The organism is Clostridium beijerinckii HUN142, from assembly GCF_000621745.1.
GTDB lineage: Bacteria > Bacillota > Clostridia > Clostridiales > Clostridiaceae > Clostridium > Clostridium beijerinckii_A.
Window position 1 is genome coordinate 15,586 of record NZ_JHXK01000020.1, and the last position, 21,982, is coordinate 37,567.

The window sequence follows — 21,982 nt, forward strand, 5'->3', positions numbered from 1 at the left end:
CATGCAGTATGCTTGTATAGATTTTTGATATATGCCTGTTTCATCTGATAATATTCTTCTTAATAAAAGGGTCTGACCCTTTTAGTGATGTCGATGCAGTGCAAAATAATAAAGCTGAGATTTTCTAAATATAAGAAAATCTCAGCTTATAAATATGATCTTTATAACTCTGTGTACTTCTTGCTGTTACCTTTAGCTTTTTCTACTGGATATTTTTCTTCGTTTTTATCCATTTTGCTATTTATAATTTCCTCTAAATCTACTCCTAATGAATCCGCCATATGTATACAATAAACCATAACATCAGCCAGCTCTTCTAAAACATGTTCTTTATTATAATTTTCTTCATCCCATAAAAATTCTTCTAGAAGCTCTCCTGCTTCTATGGATATAGCTTTAGATAGATTTGCTGGGGTGTGAAATTGACTCCAGTCTCTGTCATTTCGGAATTTTCTTATTCTATTTATTGTTTCTTTCATACTATCCACTCTTTCTATTCTCTTCCAGTTTTTATGTTTATTATAGCATATATCACATAAAATGAATTTTGTGAAGATCTCTAAGTATATAAATCTATACTTTTTAAAAATAATTCTTAATCCCGTAAAATACCCTTGAGGTGTTATAAATTGAAAAAAAAATAAATGTTATAGCTGGAATTATAAAAAATGAAAACAAAGAAATATTATGTGCTTTACGCTCTCCTGTTATGAAATAACCAAATCTATATAGGTTCCCAAGTGGTAAAATCGCAAATAACGGAACTCCAAAAGAATCTATTGAGATTTAATTATCCCCTTGCCTTTTTTGTTAATTTGTAGTATATTTGCAACATGATGTTTAAAAAATAATTTTTTAAGGAGGTTTAACTATGAATACATTTATATTATTTGTTAGATTTATAAAATTAAATACATGTACTTATTCATCTGTGAAACCTCGCGAAAGAACTGCTATGTGATATCTATCATTAACTTTTAGCGTTTAACTTTTATATTATTTTGCGTTGAACACAGCTCTGAATAGCTGTGTCTTTTTGCGTTTAAAAGTTTATAAAGTAGCTTTGTTTAACTTAGGGCACGTTCAAAACTTGTTATTTATCTTCATGCACCTAATTAAAGACTTTATAAATTTAAAATTTTAAACATCATACAATATCTAGGCATATCAAACTATCAGATTATTGAAATCATATGCCAAAAAGGAGGAAATTTTATGACCTTATTTAAAAATTACATTGCGAAGCAATGGAAATTACTACTTTTGCCTATGTTTGCTATGATAGTTTCCATCTGTGCAGATAGCTCTTATCCTTACTTTCAAAAGATATTTATTGATAATATAATTCTTGGTCATATGGATAATTATTTAATTATATTTTTAATAGTTGTTGCTTCAGTTGCACTAATTCATGGTTTATTTTCTTACTTAAATGAGTTTTTGTTCGATAAATTTGCTCTTATAGTATGTAAAAAATTGAGACAAGATTTATACTCTAAATTTCAATCTTTTGAATTCTCTTTTTTTGATAATAATAACACTGGTGAATTACTTTCGAGAATTATTGAAGATGTAGATGTAGTATGGGACACTCTATCCTTTGGACTGAGATTGCTATTGGAAGCAATAATACTTTTTTCAGTTTCTGCTTTTATAATGTTTAATATAAATAAAACTTTAACTATTATCTGCTTACTTGTTTTATTACCAGTTGCTTATATTGGAACAATTATGGACAAGAAGTTCTGGACTGTATATTCACAAATTAGTGACCAAACAGCCGAAATAAACTCTATAGTTCAGCAAGATGTTTCAGGTATAAGACTTGTAAAAGCTTTTGCTCGTGAAAAATATGAAATATCAAAATTTTTGAAAGTAAACAAAAAATTCTTTGATTTAAATGTTGAGCAAGCAAAAATAGTTGGGACTTATGGTCCTATAATTGAACTTTTAACAAACGCTGCACCAATTTTAATGATTGTTTATGGTGGTTATTTATGTATTCAAGGAAATTTAAGTTTTGGTAGTTTAGTAGCATTTACTAGTTATATTTTTAATCTTTCTTGGTGTGTAAAGAATTTAGGTTTTTTTATTAACTTACTTTCACAAAATAAAGCTTCTATGGGTAAGATAACTGATATTTTAGATAGAAATTCTGAAATTACTTCCATGGAAAATGGTTACAACCCTACTGAAATTAAAGGAGATATTATATTTAAAAATGTAAGCTTTTCCTATAACAATGTTGAAGTACTTCATGATGTAAATTTAAATATTCCTCATGGAAGTACTGTTGCAATAATGGGTACTACTGGATGTGGTAAAAGTACCTTACTTTCTCTAATAGGTAGGTATTACGATGTGACTAAAGGAGAAATTTTAGTTGATAATGTTAATGTTAAGAACTGGAATTTAGAAACTTTAAGAGCTAATATGTCTGTTGTATTTCAAGATACTTTCTTATTTTCAGATACAATAAAAAACAATATATACTTTGGAAGTAATAAATCTGAAAGTGCTTTAATTAAAGCTGTTAAAGATAGTGCCGCTTACTCCTTTATTAAAGAAATGCCAGAAGGTTTTGATACCATTATTGGTGAACGAGGTCTTGGCCTATCAGGAGGACAAAAACAAAGACTTGCTATATCAAGAGCAATATTAAGAAAATCACCTATTTTAATTCTAGATGATTCAACTTCTGCCCTTGATATGGAAACTGAATTTAAAGTTCTTCAAAATCTAAAAAATGATAAGAAAAAAGCAACTACTTTTATAATTGCCCATAGGATTTCTGGTGTAAAAGACGCTGATATAATTCTATTTATGAAAGATGGTAGAATTGTAGAAAAAGGTGATCATTCAAGTTTAGTAAAGGCTAAAGGTTACTATCATAGTGTATATTCTCACCAATTCCAGGATTTTGAAGCACTTACATTGGAGGCAAATTAATATGAATGATATTTCACATGAATCATCCAAGATCCAAATAGTAAAAAGACTATTAACCTATGTTAAACCTTATAAGCTGAAAGTTACTTTTGTAATTTTACTTTTACTTATTGTAATGGCTTGTAATTCAGTTACCCCTTATTTAATGAAAATATCTATAGATACTTTTGTTGCAGAAAAAAATGTTAAGGCCTTATTTCTTCTTGGATGTGGACTAATACTTATGAATATATTTTCAATGATTTTATCTAGAATCAGAACTATCGCCATGTCTAAGATTACCAATCAAATCTTAGTGGATATTAGACATAGCTTATATACTCATATACAAACTTTAAGCTTTAACTTTTTTGATAATAGGCCCGTTGGAAAGATTATTTCAAGAGTTGTTGGAGATGTAAATGCTCTTCAAAATTTATTAAATAATAGTATTGTAAATTTAATTCCTAATGTTTTTACTATTATCCTAGTAATTTGCCTAATGCTTATATTGAATCCAATGCTAGCTGGTATCTGCTTAATTACAATGCCTTTATTATTATTTGCAATGTTCTACATTCAGATTAAGGCAGATAATAAATGGAAAATTTTTAGAGAACATCGTTCTTCTTTAATTGGATACACTCATGAATCTTTATCAGGAATGAAAGTAATTCAAGGTTTTAGCAGAAAATATTACGCTAAAGATAAATTTGACAGCCATATTGGAAATCATGCAAATGGTTTTATGACTGCTGTATTTACTCAAGATTTCTTTTGGCCATTTTTAACTTCCTTCCGTGGTTTAAGTATGGTAATTCTACTCGGCTCTGGATATTTGTTAAGCAAACAAGGAAATTTAAGCTTAGGTACGTTAATGGCATTTTTTATGTACATTGAAATGCTTTGGAGACCTATTATAAATCTATCTTCATTTTACAATGCCTTTGTTACCAGTATGTCTGCTGGCGAAAGAATTTTTGATATTTTAGATACCAAAAGTGATATGGTAGATGAAGCATCAATTAAGGCTCTCCCTCAAATTAAAGGAGATATCGAATTTGATCATGTTACTTTTTCTTACACTAATGCTGATATTCCAGCCCTTAAGAATACTTCATTTAAATTAAAAGCTGGCGAAAAAATAGCTTTAGTTGGTGAAACTGGTGCAGGAAAAACAACTATAACTAATTTAATTAGCAGATTCTATGACCCTACCTTTGGCTCTGTAAAAATTGATGGTGTAGATATAAAAGACGTCACTGTTGAAAGCTTAAGAAGCCAAATGGGTATAATGCTTCAAGATTCATTTTTATTTTCAACCTCAATTAAAGAAAATATACGCTATGGTAAATTAAACGCTACAGATGAAGAGGTAATACAAGCTGCAAAGGCCGTTAACGCTCATGGGTTTATCGAAAAACTAGAAAAGGGATATGATACTGATGTAAATGAAAGAGGTTCAAGACTCTCCCTTGGTCAGAGACAATTAATAGCTTTTGCAAGAGCTTTAATTGCAGATCCAAGAATACTAATACTAGATGAAGCAACTGCAAATATAGATACTGAAACTGAATTATTAGTTCAAGAAGGTATAAAAAAGCTTATGAAAGGAAGGACCTCAATAGTAATAGCTCATAGACTTTCTACAATAAGAGATTGTGATAAAATTTTTGTACTTTCTAAAGGCAGAATAGTTGAGTCAGGTACTCATGATGAACTCCTTAAAAATCATGGTTATTATTATAAACTGTATTCAGCTCAATACAGCTTCCTAAAGCAGGATGCTTAAAAAACTTCGAGCCAGCTAAAGACTGACTAAAAAAGATAAAAAAATAAAAGGAATTGCTTAAAATTAGCAATTCCTTCCAATATAAATTTAGTTAATGAGCATCATTTAGTATTTAATATAATTCTACTTGGAGATATACCATACGTGATTAAATATTGTTTTGTTTTTTCACTCTTAACATAAAACACAGCATCATCACAAGCGTAAAATGCATCATGTCCTATACTTTCCACACTATCTGGAATTATTATACTTTTTAAACTAACACACCTTCCAAATGCATTATTTCCAATACTTGTTACACTGTCTGGAATTGTTACATCTGTTAAATACTCACACTCATAAAATGCACTATTTCCTATGCTTTTTATCTCAATATCCCCTATTTTTCCTGGTATAACTAATGGAATACCAGTTATTCCTGGACCCCAAGGGACCTTCCTATTAAATTTTACAATTCCGCTAGTTGACTTAAGAATATCAAACTCTCCAGCTTTAATACATTCTATCCCAGCTCCACTATCATCTAAATACCAGCCATCTACATCTTTATTCTTGTCCATATATCCAAATACACCAAAATAGTACCAGTTTCCAGAAATATATCTCCAACCTTTAGCGTATGAATCACCTTCTGAATACCACCAGCCATTAGAATTTTGTTGCCATTCTGCACTTGCACCTATTGGATTTAATAATAATACTGAAGCTACTACTAATACACTAGCTATTACTTTTGTTAATTTTAACTTTTTCATATTTTTCCCCACTTTTTACCCCTTCATTTTAAATTAATATTTTAACATAATTACCAATAATATTCACTATTATCTCAAAACAGTCACTTTATCTATTTTTATATCTTCCTTCCAGCTTCTAACATTTTTACTGCATCCTCCGCAATTCCTTATCAATAGTACTTCTAGGCGTTAAAATCTTATCTTCTTAAAAGTTCCTTAATAGACTTCACAGGCCTCTTCAAAAACTCATCTTTAGAAACCCTAATTACATTTTCTCCTATTACACTCATTATATTTTTATCATCAACAATAATTTTCACATCATCTATATTAAAAGCTTTAATTTTACTTTTATCATCGATATTATCTATTTCAATGGATATTTCACTATGTCTTCTTTTAAGCTCTGTGAAAAGTCTGAATTCCTCTTTAGCTTTTATAAATAATTCAGTTGTGTTCTTTGAATTATTTAGCAGATATAAAGTTGTATATATAAAGCTTCTAATAGACTGATTTGATATTTCTATTTTATTTTGAAGCTTATACCACTCTTCAATCTCAAACTTATAGTATAACGTGTCATCAGCCTTTGGCAGCTCGTGTATTTCACTTCTTTTTACTATGTCGATATTCTTAATTTTCCCATACCACAATATCCCTGCATCATCACCAAACTTGTTTTTTGACTGATACAAAGCAATATACTTGATATTGTTTTTAGCTAAATTGACTTTATTCTTTGGAATGTGGTAAAAGTTATATTTAATGCTTACTTCTAGTTGTTCTCTACCTTTTAATGATCCAACTAATACCTCTCTATTTAAGGAAGCTCGACTCACATTCGTTCGCTGAGTAAGCGATTCACTCAAAATCATAGATTTTGGTTCTCTGCTTAAAGTATTCATCTTTTAAATAATCCTCTTTTCCTACAGGCTCTATTGCCCTTTCATAACTTGAATAAGATGATTCATCAATAATTTCCTCTAGGAAATCTTCCATGAGATTTGTAGTTGAAGGAAGAAACGGTATTGCGCCTATATTAACTTCTTCTATACTCCTATAAAATTTATGATTTTTAAATTCTTCTTCATTATCATATGGGAACAATACAAATGCTCCAAATATGCAGTTATTTATAGCTCCAACAGGATTCTTTATTTTATCTTTACGTTCTAATAATTTATCTTTGTTATAATCATAAACAATGGCATCTCTATATCTATGCATTGTATTAATATCCTCTTCCTTAGGACCAACACTTCCATAAGCCTCAATATATTCTGGGGATGTATCTATCTTATATTTTGCATCAAATATGAATTCATATGATTTAATACTGCTATCTTTATGCATAGATAATACGTTATCTGGCTTTTGTGATACTGTTTTGGAACTTCTTCTGGAATTATAGTAAACTTTGAATTTTTCATTTGTTTGTGGATTATAATAAGTAAGTGATGATTCAACACCTTTTACAAGTGAAACTGTAATCCCATCTTTATTAATTTTTAATATATCAGTGCTTACTAATTTATATTTCTTTTTAAGCAATGAGTTTATCTTTATGAAACACCAATATTCATATAATAACGAAAGCTCCTTCATTGAAAGGCTGAATATATTTGAATTGATACTCAAGCCTTTTTGAAGCATAAGATAATATTTATATACTTCTTTATATCCATTCCCCATTGAAAATACTAATGAAAGATTAGCTTCATTATATTCACATGGGATATTTCTTAAAATTGAAGTATTAATTCTTTTGTTTATTTCCCTTTTAAAGCTGTTCAATTTTTTTAATATTTCTTTGTCATTGTTATTAAGCTTTTTTAACTTTAAAAGAAACTTATCTATTTTATCAATTACTTTTAATAGCATAAACTTTAAGAATCTATTTTCTTTTGTATTGGTAGTTACAGTTTTATTTGTGATTAATGCTTCTTTAGGCAAATAGGTGCCATTTATCTTTTCCATTAAATATGGTCTTTTTTCTAAATATTTTATTGTTTCATTAGGTGCATTTCTTATTTTATGATATTTTACTACCCTTGAATCTTTTTGAAGTTCATGATATGGATTATACAAGATTATGTCTATGGATTTCTTTAGTTTATCAAAGACATAATTTAGAATGCTATAAAATTCACTATCATTATTATTGCTCTTATTATTTATTTCAGAAGATAAATAAGTTCTTGCTAAAAAGCCATAAGCCAAATTATATATTTCTTCATTTACATCTTTTAAAATAGCTTTATAATCTTCTTTATAACTTATTTTTGTTGGATATACTTCTAAGATAATTTCAAGTTCTATCTTATTATTAACCGTAACTACAAAATCAGTAGCTCCAATATCTCCTTTAAAGTTTATTACACCACTTAAGTTCTTTGATTTTGAAGTTATTGGTGTTACCTTATTTCTTATATTTATATTTTGATGATAAAACTCTACATCAGCGCCATTTTTGCTCTGAATTATAATTTCATAATTGGAGTATTCTTTAAGAAATAATCCTTTTATATATTCAATATCAGATTCGATGAGATCTTTATTAAATGTATTAATCCTTAAGATTGCTTCATCACTTATGCCATATCTTTCACCTTTAAGAACAAAGATTATATTTTCTGTTTCTACAGATATAAGTTCATTATTATTGCCAGAAGGTTGTGAATCCATCTCTTATGAACCTCCTGATCATATAGATAAGTTTTTCATTAGTTAATTTGAATTTATAATTTATTTTATCAGAACCTTCATTTAAATCTGTAACTTTTTCTTTTAAGTCTTTCAATTCTTTTTCTTCTAAATATTCTCTATTTGAAAATCTATACTCATTGAATAATTCAAATATATCTAAGAGCATGTCCAAAACTTCATTGCTGCTTCCACTTATTTTAGGGAGAATCTTTTGAACAATGCATAAATCAAAGGCTTCATCAAAACTCATTAAATTATCTTTAACAGCATAAATCATATAGAAAGTTATTTCATCTCTTACTCTATATCCAAAATGATAATTATATTTTTCTAGAATGCTGTTAATTTTAATAAGTTCATTTATAGCTTTTTGAGCTGTATCTTTAAATTCTTTACAATCCTTAATTTTTAAGAATTCTGACTTTAAGAAATCATTATGATAAATTCTAATTTCCTCGTCAATATTAGAATTATCAGAGCTTGTATCATCATCTTCAAAAGAATAACTTAAATCAACTTTATTAAATTCAATTGTATTTGCCCTATCTAAAACCTTTTTACTAAATGGAAAGGTTGTTTCATCCATATTTACGGTTCCTATAATATATAAATTTTGAGGAATATAAACATCTCCATAAGTACTAATAGATACAGAATCCCTCCCTATCTGCTCTAAACTCAGAAGAGTATTAGTTATTATTTCATTATCTTCATTTAATCTTCTTGTTTCCATAAGAGATAAAATGTCACTAAAATAATACTCAACTCTAGCTAAATTCATTTCATCTAAACAAATGAAATATGGAAGCTCAGGATGTATCATAGCATCATAACAAACCTTAGTTATTATTCCAGGTGTAAATTTTCCTTCAATATTTCTAAAACCTAAAAGATCTGTATTATCTGACCAATCAGGTTTTACTGGAATTAAATTAAATCTTTTATTTTCTGCTGTAGCTCCAATAGACTTTGCAAATAACTCTACAATTTTACTCTTACCTGTCCCCGATATTCCTGAAAGAATTACAAATGGTTTTGTTTTTAGAGATATATAAAGATTTTTAATTAATAACTTATCATAAGTATAGCCTTGGCTTTCTATGCAATTGTGAATGTAATCTACTGCTTTCCCAACTTCAAAATCTTTAATTATTTCAGTTTCATTTGAAGTTTCTTCAATATCTTCTATATTATTATCATTAAAATCTTCATCGTCACCATCAGTAGTTGCATTTTCATCTCTTTTAATTAGTTTTACTATAAAAGTATCCTTTTCTTCACCTTTGTAAAAGTCCATGTATTCCTGGGATTCATCTGGTAACTTAATTATTTTTCCCTTACTACCTTGATCTTTTACTCTCATAATATATTGATAGCTTGTATTTAATTCTTTTGATAAGTATTCTTTTAATTTTTTTCTAAATAACAATTTTATAACTTTATCTTTTCTATTTAAATTTGGGAAATTAATTGATGCACCGAACTTTTGATTATCAATAACTATAGTTATATCTACTTTCCCACTTCTAATTAACTCATTAGAAAGATTTTCAATAAATCTCTCATGATATCGTGTTGGAATAACTGTTCCCTCTTGAAATGTACTATGATCTACTGCCTTTCTTGCTATTGCATTTATATTTTCTGTTTGGATCTTACTCCATGAATCAGATCTTTCTTTATTACTCCCTAAATCCTCTATATCATTTTCTTCATAAATATTGTACTAATTATTATTTATAAGCTCTTTATATTTATTTTTAATTACAAAATCAATATTTTCTTTTTCAAGATCTTGTATATTTAGAAATGTGCATTTATCATTGCTTTTAGACGGATTAAACATTGGTCTTATACTTAACATAATTTTAGTTTTAAACTGCCAACAAGTTAAAACATTTCTATTTCCGATTATCTTTTCTCCATTTTTCTCTCTAACCAGATTTTCATCATAAATTTTCCTAGGCACAACAAAATAGGCATTCTTCTCTTTTTGACGTTCAAAAATAACTACATCTAATTCCTCTATGCTTTTATTTAAATATTGTATCATTTTCTCTATATCTTGATTATCTTCAATTTTATTAGGTATTAATTTTAAAATCTTCTCCATATGTGATTCCTTTCATTAACTTAGAATGTTTTTAATAAAGCTGAGGTTTTCCAACATAAAGAAAACCTCAGCTTTACTAATTCTTTATAATCCCAACAGCCACCCCGATAATACTAAATTGATCTTCATCCAGCATAAATGGCTCATAAGCATCATTTTCAGGCATCAATAATATTTTACCACCCATGGTTTTATAAGTCTTTAATGTTGCATTCCCTTCTATATCGACTGCTACTATGTCCCCAATATCTGCTACACTTTGCTTATTTATTACTACATAATCTCCATCATTAATATTTTTATTTATCATGGAGTCACCTTTTATCTTTAGTATAAATAAATCATTAGAATTTCCAACCCAATCTGAAGGTAAAAAATATTTGCCTTCTAAAGAATCATTTATTAAAATAGGCTTACCTGCAGCAATTTCATTGTATATTGGTATAGATCTTATATTTTCAATTTTTTCTTCAATTCCATTATTCTCTACATAAATTTCACTTATTGAATCTGAGTCTTTTATGAATTTATGAGAAATATTTCGCTTTAAATTAATGTACTCAATCGTTTCAAGAGTAGATGGTATCATCGATGAACTGAATTTTGGTATATCATTAATTTCTTCTAATTCTTTATTTATTATAATAAGTTCATTTCCATCTGTAGCAATTCCATATTGTGCACTTGGACAGTTTGCCATATAGCTTTTAAGTTGTGATAATGCATTTTTTGCCCCATTTCCCCATCTTTTAACTTCAGCTAAAATGTAAGGTCCTTTAACTTTATTTCTATATATGTCTATTGCTATATCTGCAAACTTAACACTTGAACCTATATTAATTTTTTGTTCTATAGTAAATAAATTTAATGGATATTTGTACACTTCATTTAGCTCTTTTAATATCCATTGTCTAACTCTTTCTTCTTCTGAATACATATCAGGAATACTTTCTTTTAATAAATAATCCTCTATTTTAATTGTATGAATTCTTCTCATTAAGCAACTTTCTTTTACTCTTAAATATTTATAATCAATATCCTTTATAAATTTAGATGGTATACCATCTGATGTTATAAATAACTTTTCAGTTGCTCTTGTCATACCAACATAAAATAGTTTTCTTTCTCTTGATTCCAACATTTCAACGTCATCAAATTCGTTTTTATTTAAGCATAATGGCATTACTTTTGAGTTCATTCCAGCCATTATTACAACTTTAAATTCAAGGCCCTTAATAGAATGCATAGTTACGAGCTTTACACATTCTTTAGCGAAGTCGAATTCATCTTTTCCATCAAACAATAAGCATGGTATGTTATGTTTTTGCAAGTAGCTCTCTATTTCTTTAAGCTGAGTATTTGTTCTTGCAATTATTACAATATCTTTAAGATCATACGATTTTCGTAAGTCCTTTAGTATTAAACTTGAAATATAACTGCATTCATCTTCTTTATTATCAAAATTTTTGTAGATAGGATATTCTCCTTGCTTATCAATTAAATTTGGCTTAACAAAATTATCATCTTCAATTAAATCTTCATCCTTCTGTATAAGGCTGAAAGCAGCCTGAGCTATTTGAGTGGTTGTCCTATAATTTTTACTTAATGAATTAGATTTACCTTTCATATCATAGCCAATACTAGTAAATGAGCGATTTTTTATAAGCCAAGCTTGTGGGTATATACTTTGCGCTACATCTGCTATAAAAGTTATGCTGGAATATGATTTTTCATTATATAAAGTCTTTAAGAATTCAAGCTGAACCTTTGTCAGATCTTGGCTTTCATCTATTAAAATATGTGTATATTTATTAATTAGATTTTTCCTTGCCTGCTTTAAAGCTAATAACGACATGTCTTGAAAATCCAGCCTATTAATTTTCTCTAAATTACTGTTATATTTCAATAAGACTTCATAAATTGCGTTTCTTTGCTTAGAATTTTTTCTAAGCTTTTGAGGTCCATCATTATTAATTTTTCTTACTCTACCAACTCTATCTACATTTTGATATTCTTGAAGTTCTAAATAATTACAAGATTTAATCCATAATATTTCTTCCTTAATAAATTGAAGAAACCTTGGATCAATTATTTTTATATCTTCATATTTATTTGATACATAATGTATTGCATCTATAAGTGCATTCTGACTTTCTTTAGGACTCGCAATTTCCATTTTCAATTTATGTTTTTTCTTATATTGGACAAAATAATAAAACATTAATGAATCTATAGTCTTTATTTCTAACTTGTCTTCATTACTCTCATCAAATAAACTCTTTTGATCATTTACCTCATTTTTAATATTTTCATATATAAATGCTACATAATTTGAAAGTGATTTATTATAAGTTGCCATAAGTACCTTATCATCACGTTCTACACAATAATGTCTAATAAGTAATGGTATTTTATTAACAGCAACAGTTGTCTTTCCAGATCCAGCAACCCCTTTAATTAAGGTATGTCCATTTGGCTTGCTCTCAATAATTTTCTTCTGTTCTAAATTAAGCTGCATTATCTCACGCCTTCCCAATCCTTACTTATTTAAAATTTCTAATATTGCATCTCCATACTTTTCAACTTTTTTAGGACCAAATCCTTTTACTTTTAAAAGCTCTTCCTTACTCTTTGGTTTAGCTTCAACAAGAGAATTTAATTCTTCATTATTAAAAACCATATAAGGTTTAAAGCCTTCTTCCTTTGACTTATTCCATCTGTACTCTCTAAGTAGTTCATAAACTTCAGAGTGTTCATTATTACTGCTTTTTTCATTTCGCTTAGAATCAGTACTATCTTGACTTAATTCAATATCTTTTTCCTTTAAACCTACATGTTTTTCTACATTATTTAGCTGTAGATTTCTAACCTTATCTACATTCTCGTTTTTTGTCTCTACCTTATCTAATGAATATCTAGAGATATAATCAATATTTTCTTCTTTATTATTATTTATTAGATAATTTGCAATCTCATACATATTTTTTTCACTTAATTCCTTAGCATATTTACTATCATCTAATACTTTCTTAATTAAAGTTGAAATTTGATCATATTTATATAAGTTACTCTTTATTTTTTCAGGACACTTGGATTTATTTATAATAGCCTTTGGATTAGATATTACAACTATAGGTTTTAAGGTAATACTATTTAAAAGCTTTTCTCTATGTAAAATTTCTTCAAGAATATATGCTTCCCTCTCATTTGCTGAGATAGGATTATACATACCTTGTTTTCTTAAGAATTTACCTTCTTTATTTTTTATTATTCTTATAAAATCTCCATCCTCAGTTATATCAATATCTCCATTTAACTGCTTAGTTTTCAAAACAAAAATGCACTTAGCAGTTATAAGTATAAAATCATATTGAGCTACATAATCATTAAACTCTAATCTAATATTATGAACAGCTAACATTGGTATAAATGAATTTTTAAGTTCATTATAAACATTTTTCTCACCATATAATTCTTGCTTTATAAAAAATATATCCCTATTAATTAAATTCTTTTTGTCACCACTAACCTTTTCTAAAAGATCATTTAAATCTTGCAATTGCTTATTATTATCTTCAAATTCTTTTAGAAATATCGAACTAGTTATTGTTCTTTTATTTAACAGCTTATCAAAAATTGACATTAATCTCACACCTTAAACCTATTTTTCCATATTATTCTTTTATTTATAATTATAACACATTTTTTTAGTTATTTGATATTAGGATTTAATATAAAATAAAAAGACTTAAAGAATATTATGGTTTACTTTAAGCCTATTTTATATAATATTTTTAAGTTTAAAATGCCAATATATACCGCATTCGAAAAATTTAATTTGAACTCTTACTCAGTATTAACATCAAAGCACCCAAGATAAGTAAATCCTAACTTTGTATATACCTTAATTCTTTAAAGAATCTCTTTTTTAATAATTCTGAATCAATTCCCTTATTTCTTGAGTCTAATATTCGTAAAAGCTTTTGAGTTGTCAAATGTGCTAATTTAGATTTTTTCACTATAGGAGATATAATATCCATATTAGATATATCTCTAATAATGAAAAAATCATCTTCATTTTGAGATATAATAACATTTACTACTTTACTAGAACAACCTGAAGCAAGGCTTAAAGATAACAACCTCATTAAAGCATCTAGCCAACCTTCTTTAAATTCAACCTCAAACGCTACAGTTAAATCGCGTGTTAAATCATCTATCCATATTACATCTACATAATCTATTTTTTCGGAAGATTTTTCTGATTTCAAATTTGACAAATTCAAATTTTCCATAGTTGCAGTACAAACTTCATTTAGATTAACTCCATATATTTCTTCATTCTTATTATTACGAGCCAACTTAGATATATAACCGAAATGGACACCTAATGCCCCAACTTGAGCTTGAATATTTAGATGATTCTTATTAAATAAATAATATTTTCTTGTAACTATTGAATTAATATCTGCTTCATCCAATATTATTTTAATCTCTCCAACAGATTTTTTACCTATTGTTATCTCATTCTCATTTTTAAAATAGCCTTTAATTTTATTGTTTTTCGATTGAATTGTATCAAAATATCCTTTTGATACTAACCATTTCATTTCTTCAACTTTTTCTGGTAACTTATTACTATATAGATAGATAACTCTATCATCGATTTTTCTTGAAATAATATATTTACTATCGTTTTCTGTTATTTTTTCTAATTTACTTAATGCAAAATCTGTAAACCCGCTTTTTCCGCATGCTCTTATATAATCATAAGATTGTGCAATATTATATTTTTTTATAATTTTGGTTGCTTCAACATGATCAGAGTATTTCAATTCATATTTAATCTGTTTTGTTGTAATATAATCATTAAATTTAAAACTATCCAAAATTTTTATATAATTTTTCTCCATAATAAATACTCCTTAAAGTAAAAATTATATTTTAGTTTGGATAGTTTTTTTATTTTTATGCAGTTTTAAATTTGTTTTTTACTTAATAAATTCATTCCACTAACTAAGCCCTCATATATTTCAGGCACTAATTCACAGCCAATAACATTTAGTCCTTGTTCTATGCCAGCTATAAGTGTTGTTCCACTCCCCACAAAAGGATCTAATACAACATCACCTTCTTTTGTCGCTATTCCTAAACAATATTCTGGTATATCAATAGGAAATATTGCTGGATGAGATATTGTTTTATTTAACTTCCTTCCGTAACATCCAATATAACTATATAGATAATTAGGTGTTATTTTGGAATCCAAATAATTTTCTTCCCCACATTTCTTACATTTAAAATGAGTTTTAATCTTTATAGTGCTACTATCTATTTGAACTTTTTCACCTTTTCTAAATGCTAAAATATATTCCCATCCTTGTGCAAGATAGTAACCTCCATGCGTTCCAGGCGGCATTGGATTTTCTTTAACCCATATTATGGTATCCCAGTGTATAAATCCTGCATTTTTAGCACAATCTATAAATTTAGAACTAAAATCTAATAATTCTAAATTTTTATGAGTATTTGCTATATTAATAAACATAAGTTTATCATTTTTTAAAACTCTGTAGCATTGTTCTAAAACTTTTCCTATATCTTCTATATACTTATCTTTATCATTTGAATTTCCTATTTCACCTTCTATTGGTTTTCCAGGAGAAGCATATAACCATTTTGCTATATTTCCATCACATTTAGGCGGTGCACCGTAAGACCTTCTATTAAAATATGGAGGGCTAGTAACAATACAATCTACTAACTCATTTTTATCCCCCATGTTTCTTAGTGTATCTAAACAGTTACCTTTATATACTTTCCATGTACATTTCTTCACAATACCTTGCGCTATTTCCATTTAATAAGTTACCCTAAATGATTACTATTTAATAAATTATACTAATAGCTTGTCCAATATATTCTATTAACGTTATGCAATATTTTTTTACAAACTATTTAGTTCTATTGTTATATTTGTATTTATTAATTCTTTTTGTGGATTATAATTCTGGAAAATACAATTAATCAAGACTTTTACCATAATCATATTAAACAAAAAGAACATACTTGCATATGCTCTTTTTTGATTTATATTAACCCAAAAACTATTTAGTAAAATAAATTCAAATTATATAATTAAATCATGTTAAACTCTTAACAACATCTGAAATTTCATTTTCTTCAATTTCCTTCACTCCAACTTGACGACTAAAAGAATTTATTCTCTCCTTAAAATAATAAGAAAGAGCTTTATCTTCACACCATACATAACATCCCTTAAGTCCTCTAGTCATAAGTATCCTATAAGTATTTTTAATAAGTTCATCGCTTACTTTAAGAGCTTTTTCTTTATCTTCTTTATACAACTTTTTGACTCCATTTAAACTCTTATCAGTTTTTGCTCTCTTAAAAAAGTCGGTTATTATCTTTCCATTTTCGAATCTTAAATCTTGTCCAATTATTACTCCAACGTAATCAAATTCTAAACCTTGACAGGTATGGATACAGCCACATTCATTTACTGATTCCTTATCAATTGCCCAAGTGGAGCTATTACTTAAATTCCATTTCATTTTAAAATCATGCTCTGGGAATTCTATATCAAATTTATTATAGTTTTCTTTCTTTTTAGTAATCCATTCATAGCAATAGCCTGCAACTAATCTTGACTTATTGTTTATTAGATTTTTTTCTTTTATAGCTTGTCTCATTTCATTTGGATTATCGAATATCTTAAAATCAAAGTCGAATTCAAACCCATCAAAATTACCTGTTTCATTTATTTCTAATACATCATCAAGCCAAGCTACATATCCATCAGAACCATTGCATCTGAATTGAGAAGTAAGTTTTAATTTCCTAGTTTTAACCTCTAAAGCTTTTGCATGATTTTTAATTTCTTCAATGCTTCCTATATCATCCATAGTAACTCTTTGATTATTGTCTACAAAGAATATAGATACTTTTGCAGTATTTATGATTTCCTTAATCTGATTCTCTCCTATATTCTTAAACATACCTGATTTTGCATTAAGTCTATGAGCTTCATCAACTACCAAAACATCAATTTCATTTTTAGAGGTATCAGTATAAACACCTGATCCTTTAAATAAATTATTAATATATTTTTGTTTATAATTGCCCTTAAGCTTTTCGCAGTATACATTTCTAGGAGCAGCATTCTTAGTTACATACTGACAATTAAGATTCATATTGCATATCTTAACAAGAAGATTAATAGCTAAAACAGACTTACCTGTCCCAGGGCCTCCCTCAACTATTATAGTTTTCTTCTTTTCATTTTTAACGCAATCACGAACAGTTCTCATAATACTCTCAAAAGCAACCTTTTGGTCATCAATCATAATGAATTCTTCATTACCATCAATCATTACCTTAAGAGCATCTTGAAGAGACTTTGAAGGTCTAATCTTACCACCTTCAATATAATAAATACCTTTTCCCTGATCAGGCTTTTTAACATATTTGCAGATAAATTCCCTAAGTTTTATAACATCTCCTCTAGCATATGCATGTGCTTTATGTAGCCAATTATTATAAATTTCATTTTCAAGAGGATCATTCTCTTCTCTCTTTATGTAGTTATGTAAATACGCACATGGATGTAATTTAATATTTTTCTTCTCAACAGAATCATTATAATCTTCAATTAAACTGGAGTATGACCAAGCTTGATATGATGGATGAGCTGTTTTTATCTTACTTTTATTCAAAAAAGTCTTTACTATGCCATCCTCATCTTCTACTTCCTCTAATTCATCCCATTGTTTAAGCTCAACAATTATAACATTTTCCTTATCCTCTTCATCAAGGCCAGTTAAAATAAAATCAACTCTCTTTGACGTTGCAGGAATTCTATATTCAATAGCAACTCCGCATTCATCAGGTATTTCATCAGTGCTAAGGGCCTTAAACATATAAAGCATTGAATTATCCCAAGCTTTAAATTCTCTTTCTCTAGACCTTCCTATTTTATTCTTATATTCTCTATCAATCAAAATACTGATTTCATCATTAGTAACATGCTTCATAAAATCTTTTTTACTAGCTTGATATACAATCACCTTTTATACGCCCCTCTTAAAACTCAGTATACTTTTTGCTGTTACCTTTTGCTTTTTCAACTGGATACTTCTTTTCGTTTTTATCCATTTTACTATTTATGATTTCTTCTAAATCAACACCTAATTCATCAGCCATATGAATACAATAAACCATAACATCAGCAAGCTCTTCTAGAACGTGTTCTTTATTATAGTTTTCTTCATCCCACAAGAATTCTTCTAAAAGCTCACCTGCTTCAATTGATATTGCTTTAGAAAGATTAGCCAGAGTATGAAATTGACTCCAATCCCTGTCATTTCTGAATTTTCTTATTCTATCTATTGTTTCCTTCATTTTGATCACTCTTTCTAGGGTTTACCAGTTTTTATGTTTATTATAGCATATATAATACAAAATGAATTTCATAAGTATTTCTAAGCATTATTAAAACTCATCATAGTTCATTCCTATATAACAATACTCTTATTAGCCTTATTTATAATTTTAGATGGTATTTCTTTTTCAAGCTTCCATACAAAACTTATTGGTTTATTTCCAGTATGGCTAACATACTCACATAAACCTAAATAAGTAAATGGAGCAGTTATTCCATCCTTTTCTTTGCTTTCCCTAACGAATAAAGCCACTTTACTATTTAGTACTTTATGATTTATATATCTCTTTCCAGTAATACTTTCTACAGAGGTTGTACTTTGACTTTGCCAATGAAATAAGTTCTCATTAATAGCATAATCTTCGTAGAGTGTTGATGGAGAGAAATCTTTATCGCTTTTATTTAAGGTAATAAAGAATATGTCCAAAGCCTTATTTTCAAAATATTTTACACCTTCCCTAAAAGCCGGCTTTTTATTTTCATTAAAATATCCAAGTGCTGCCATAACTTGATCTCTTGAATATTCACAATGTAAATCTATAGGACAAGGAAAACCAAGCTCTACCTTCTCATCAATAAAATCGATATTATTATAGTTATATGATAAGATACTTATTGCTTCTTTAATCATATTTTCATTTTTTAATAAGCTCACAATTCCTTCTTTTATTGATTTAAAACCTTGCTTTTCTGGTGAATCATTATAAAACGTGTAATATAACATATTTAACATAAGAACTTCTTCTTCATTTAAATCATTATTATAAATATCATTATTGTTAAATATATTTAAGATAAAATTTATAAGTCTTCTAGAATTAATATTAAATAAATTCTTTAATTTTTTTGTTATTTCTTTCTCTTTTTCTTCATAAAACTCTTCTTTTAATCCTGCTATCACAAGCATTCTTCTAAAGCTTCTATCACCAGATTTTCCATAAAAATCTACTAATGATAAATGGTAATAGTTTAAAAAGTTTTCTAAATTCAATTCCATATCAGTCTCTAGCATGAAATTCTTTAATTTAACTATTAAATTTGCTTTGTTATTTGCTGATGATTTTATATTTCTTAAAATATATTCTTTTGATTGTTTTTCAAGTTGAATATAACATCCTTTGGGTAAAGTTAAAAATCCATTTTCTATATAATCTTTAATTGGATGATTCGTTTTACCTATGAGTGCTCTAAACTTTTCTTCAAAGTTATAATTCTTATGTGCTTGCCCTACAAAATCCAATACTGTTAAACATTCTTTACCTTCACTTAATCTCAAACCTCTTCCTAATTGCTGCAAAAACACTGTTAAGCTTTCAGTTGGTCTTAAGAACAAAACTGTGTTAATTTCAGGTATATCAACACCTTCATTATATAAATCTACTACAAAAATAAACTTTATCTCACCATTAACTAATTTTCTTTTGGCATCAGCTCTTTCATTGTCTTCACTATTACTATGTAAAGCTATTGACGGTATATTATTTTCATTAAAACTTTTTGCCATAAACTTAGCATGTTCAACACTAACACAAAATCCAAGTCCAATTATTTCGTCTAAAGCTGTAACATAATTTTTAAGATTTTGTACTATTTGTTTTACTCTGAGATCATTTCCTGTATAAAGGTTACTTAATTCTGTAATATCATAACCTCTTCTTCCCCACTTAAGCCTAGATAAATCGATGGTATCTGTAACAACAAAATATTGAAATGGGCTCAATAGCTTTCTGTTAATAGCTTCATTTAATCTAATTTCAGCACTAATTCTATCATCAAAATATTTAAAAACATCCCCTCCATCTGCTCTTTCAGGAGTTGCTGTGAGTCCTAGTAAAATTTTAGGTTTATAATACTCTAATAATCTCTGATATGATGGAGCTGCTGCATGATGAAATTCATCTACAATAATAAAGTCATAATAATCATTTGAAGTTACTTCACATAAATTTTTGCTATTTAAACTTTGAATAGAAACAAATAAATGCTCCAAAGAAGTAGGAATATTATTCCCAACCATTAAATCCCCAAAATTATTATCTTTGAGTATAGCTCTAAAAGTATCTCTGCTTTGTTTTAAGATTTCCTCTCTATGAGCTACAAATAATAATTTATTACTATTCATCTTGTTTTCCTTACAAAAATCTTTATAATCAAAAGCTGAAATTACAGTTTTTCCAACACCAGTAGCTGCAATTATTAAATTCTTATACTTCTTAAAGATTTCTCTTTCAACTTTAAGTCTTTCGAGTATTTCTTTTTGATAAGAATAAGGCTTTATATCAAAGACAAAATTAAACTCAGTTTCCCCAACATATTTTTCTTTCATTAAGGATTTAGATAAAACTTCCTTGTCACTATCAGTTCCTAAGTAACTTATAAATTCTGAATCATTCCAGTAACTTTCAAAAGTAGCTTCAAATTTCTTTATAATATCAAAAGAATCCCTTTCTGTAACTTTTATATTCCATTCAAGCCCAGAAGTTAAAGCAGCATTTGAAAGATTCGACGATCCTATGTAGGCAGTAGTAAACCCTGTTTCTCTTTTAAACATATAAGCTTTAGCATGAAGTCTTGTCCTTTCAGTATCATAAGATATTTTAATTTCAGTATTAGGAAGTTTGCTTAATTCATAAATAGCCTTAGCATCAGTCGCTCCCATGTATGATGTGGTTATTATTCTTAACTTTTTATCATTATTAGTTGCTTCCTTTAAACTATCAATAATACATCTAAGCCCACTCCACTTAATAAAGGATATAAGTAAATCTATTGAATCACAAGAAAGAATCTCTCTATTTAGCTCACTAAGCATATTAGGCTCCATAATAGAGCCTGTGAATAAAGAACTTTGAGAAATTGAAGTCATAGGCCTTACAGCTTTTCCATTATTAATGGCTCTTTTATTATTTATCTTCAAATAAAGGGAAGTTAAAAGCTCTCCACTTTCATCAATCTTATATTTTTTAATATCCTCTTCATTAGCTTCCTTTGCTAAAATATTAATTATCTTATTACACACTTCAATTTGCTTTAAAAGTTTATCATTATCTTCTTTTTCCTTATCTCTAATATAATTAAGAGATTTTCTTATTACACCTTCTATGTATTGAGATAAGATTACTTTAGCTTCTTCATTATCTATATCCTCTTTTGATATTAAAAGATTGCTTATATCTAAAGTTTCTAATTCATTTATTATTTCATTATTAATTACTTGCTCATAAATTCCTTGTTTCATGATT

At 27.7% G+C, this 21,982-nt stretch carries 15 protein-coding genes; 2 read left to right on the forward strand and 13 right to left on the reverse strand.

The features are described from left to right. Positions 1-161: 161 nt before the first annotated feature. Positions 162-479, reverse strand: coding sequence for a nucleotide pyrophosphohydrolase (locus T483_RS0110565; protein ID WP_012058997.1), 318 nt, complete (start codon positions 477-479; stop codon positions 162-164). 736 nt (positions 480-1,215) lie between these two features. Between T483_RS0110565 and T483_RS0110575 the strand changes: the two genes are divergently transcribed. Next, on the forward strand, positions 1,216-2,949 hold the full coding sequence (locus T483_RS0110575) for an ABC transporter ATP-binding protein (RefSeq protein WP_026886826.1): 1,734 nt from the start codon (positions 1,216-1,218) through the stop codon (positions 2,947-2,949). 1 nt (position 2,950) lies between these two features. After that, positions 2,951-4,720, forward strand: a complete 1,770-nt coding sequence (locus tag T483_RS0110580; protein WP_026886827.1) for an ABC transporter ATP-binding protein — start codon at positions 2,951-2,953, stop codon at positions 4,718-4,720. 101 nt (positions 4,721-4,821) lie between these two features. Here the strand turns inward: T483_RS0110580 and T483_RS0110585 are convergent, their stop codons facing one another. From T483_RS0110585 to T483_RS0110635, 12 genes are all read right to left on the reverse strand, one after another. Then, positions 4,822-5,478: a leucine-rich repeat domain-containing protein gene (locus T483_RS0110585; RefSeq protein ID WP_026886828.1), complete on the reverse strand. Its 657-nt coding sequence runs from the start codon at positions 5,476-5,478 to the stop codon at positions 4,822-4,824. A gap of 179 nt (positions 5,479-5,657) precedes the next feature. Next, a complete protein-coding gene (locus tag T483_RS30100; protein WP_051560331.1) occupies positions 5,658-6,365 on the reverse strand; it encodes a hypothetical protein in 708 nt (235 codons plus the stop codon). Continuing rightward, the gene (locus tag T483_RS28940) at positions 6,322-8,145 is read right to left on the reverse strand and encodes a DUF2357 domain-containing protein (RefSeq protein ID WP_051560332.1); all 1,824 of its coding nucleotides are present in this window, start codon (positions 8,143-8,145) and stop codon (positions 6,322-6,324) included. The genes T483_RS30100 and T483_RS28940 overlap by 44 nt, the downstream gene beginning before the upstream one ends. Beyond that, positions 8,120-9,529, reverse strand: coding sequence for an McrB family protein (locus tag T483_RS28945; RefSeq protein ID WP_155268470.1), 1,410 nt, complete (start codon positions 9,527-9,529; stop codon positions 8,120-8,122). Before T483_RS28945 ends, T483_RS28940 begins: the two co-directional genes overlap by 26 nt. A gap of 363 nt (positions 9,530-9,892) precedes the next feature. Beyond that, positions 9,893-10,279 (reverse strand): hypothetical protein, encoded by a 387-nt coding sequence (locus T483_RS0110600; protein ID WP_026886829.1) that lies wholly within the window; start codon positions 10,277-10,279, stop codon positions 9,893-9,895. 76 nt (positions 10,280-10,355) lie between these two features. Next, positions 10,356-12,797 carry a transcriptional repressor LexA gene (lexA, locus tag T483_RS30460; RefSeq protein ID WP_026886830.1) on the reverse strand — a complete coding sequence of 814 codons (2,442 nt, stop codon included), beginning with the start codon at positions 12,795-12,797 and terminating at the stop codon, positions 10,356-10,358. A 21-nt stretch (positions 12,798-12,818) separates the two neighbouring features. Next, a complete protein-coding gene (locus T483_RS0110610; RefSeq protein ID WP_051560339.1) occupies positions 12,819-13,922 on the reverse strand; it encodes an HRDC domain-containing protein in 1,104 nt (367 codons plus the stop codon). A gap of 244 nt (positions 13,923-14,166) precedes the next feature. Continuing rightward, complete coding sequence (locus tag T483_RS0110615) at positions 14,167-15,192, reverse strand: hypothetical protein (protein ID WP_026886832.1); 1,026 nt, start codon at positions 15,190-15,192, stop codon at positions 14,167-14,169. Positions 15,193-15,257: 65 nt separating this feature from the next. After that, the gene (locus T483_RS28950; RefSeq protein WP_035790102.1) at positions 15,258-16,139 is read right to left on the reverse strand and encodes a DNA-methyltransferase; all 882 of its coding nucleotides are present in this window, start codon (positions 16,137-16,139) and stop codon (positions 15,258-15,260) included. 283 nt (positions 16,140-16,422) lie between these two features. Continuing rightward, a complete protein-coding gene (locus tag T483_RS0110625; protein ID WP_026886833.1) occupies positions 16,423-18,366 on the reverse strand; it encodes a DUF2075 domain-containing protein in 1,944 nt (647 codons plus the stop codon). Positions 18,367-18,382: 16 nt separating this feature from the next. After that, positions 18,383-18,700 (reverse strand): nucleotide pyrophosphohydrolase, encoded by a 318-nt coding sequence (locus tag T483_RS0110630; RefSeq protein WP_026886834.1) that lies wholly within the window; start codon positions 18,698-18,700, stop codon positions 18,383-18,385. Between the two features lie 113 nt (positions 18,701-18,813). Then, positions 18,814-21,978: a DUF3427 domain-containing protein gene (locus T483_RS0110635; protein ID WP_026886835.1), complete on the reverse strand. Its 3,165-nt coding sequence runs from the start codon at positions 21,976-21,978 to the stop codon at positions 18,814-18,816. Positions 21,979-21,982: the final 4 nt, after the last annotated feature.

Coding starts and splice junctions, on each gene's coding strand:
- T483_RS0110615 (WP_026886832.1), bottom strand. CDS start 15,192: ATGGAGAAAAATTATATAAAAATTTTGGATAGTTTTAAATTTAATGAT.
- T483_RS0110575 (WP_026886826.1), top strand. CDS start 1,216: ATGACCTTATTTAAAAATTACATTGCGAAGCAATGGAAATTACTACTT.
- T483_RS0110635 (WP_026886835.1), bottom strand. CDS start 21,978: ATGAAACAAGGAATTTATGAGCAAGTAATTAATAATGAAATAATAAAT.
- T483_RS0110600 (WP_026886829.1), bottom strand. CDS start 10,279: ATGGAGAAGATTTTAAAATTAATACCTAATAAAATTGAAGATAATCAA.
- T483_RS28945 (WP_155268470.1), bottom strand. CDS start 9,529: ATGAGAGTAAAAGATCAAGGTAGTAAGGGAAAAATAATTAAGTTACCA.
- T483_RS30100 (WP_051560331.1), bottom strand. CDS start 6,365: ATGAATACTTTAAGCAGAGAACCAAAATCTATGATTTTGAGTGAATCG.
- T483_RS0110565 (WP_012058997.1), bottom strand. CDS start 479: ATGAAAGAAACAATAAATAGAATAAGAAAATTCCGAAATGACAGAGAC.
- T483_RS0110585 (WP_026886828.1), bottom strand. CDS start 5,478: ATGAAAAAGTTAAAATTAACAAAAGTAATAGCTAGTGTATTAGTAGTA.
- T483_RS28940 (WP_051560332.1), bottom strand. CDS start 8,145: ATGGATTCACAACCTTCTGGCAATAATAATGAACTTATATCTGTAGAA.
- T483_RS0110630 (WP_026886834.1), bottom strand. CDS start 18,700: ATGAAGGAAACAATAGATAGAATAAGAAAATTCAGAAATGACAGGGAT.
- lexA (WP_026886830.1), bottom strand. CDS start 12,797: ATGCAGCTTAATTTAGAACAGAAGAAAATTATTGAGAGCAAGCCAAAT.
- T483_RS0110610 (WP_051560339.1), bottom strand. CDS start 13,922: ATGTCAATTTTTGATAAGCTGTTAAATAAAAGAACAATAACTAGTTCG.
- T483_RS0110580 (WP_026886827.1), top strand. CDS start 2,951: ATGAATGATATTTCACATGAATCATCCAAGATCCAAATAGTAAAAAGA.
- T483_RS28950 (WP_035790102.1), bottom strand. CDS start 16,139: ATGGAAATAGCGCAAGGTATTGTGAAGAAATGTACATGGAAAGTATAT.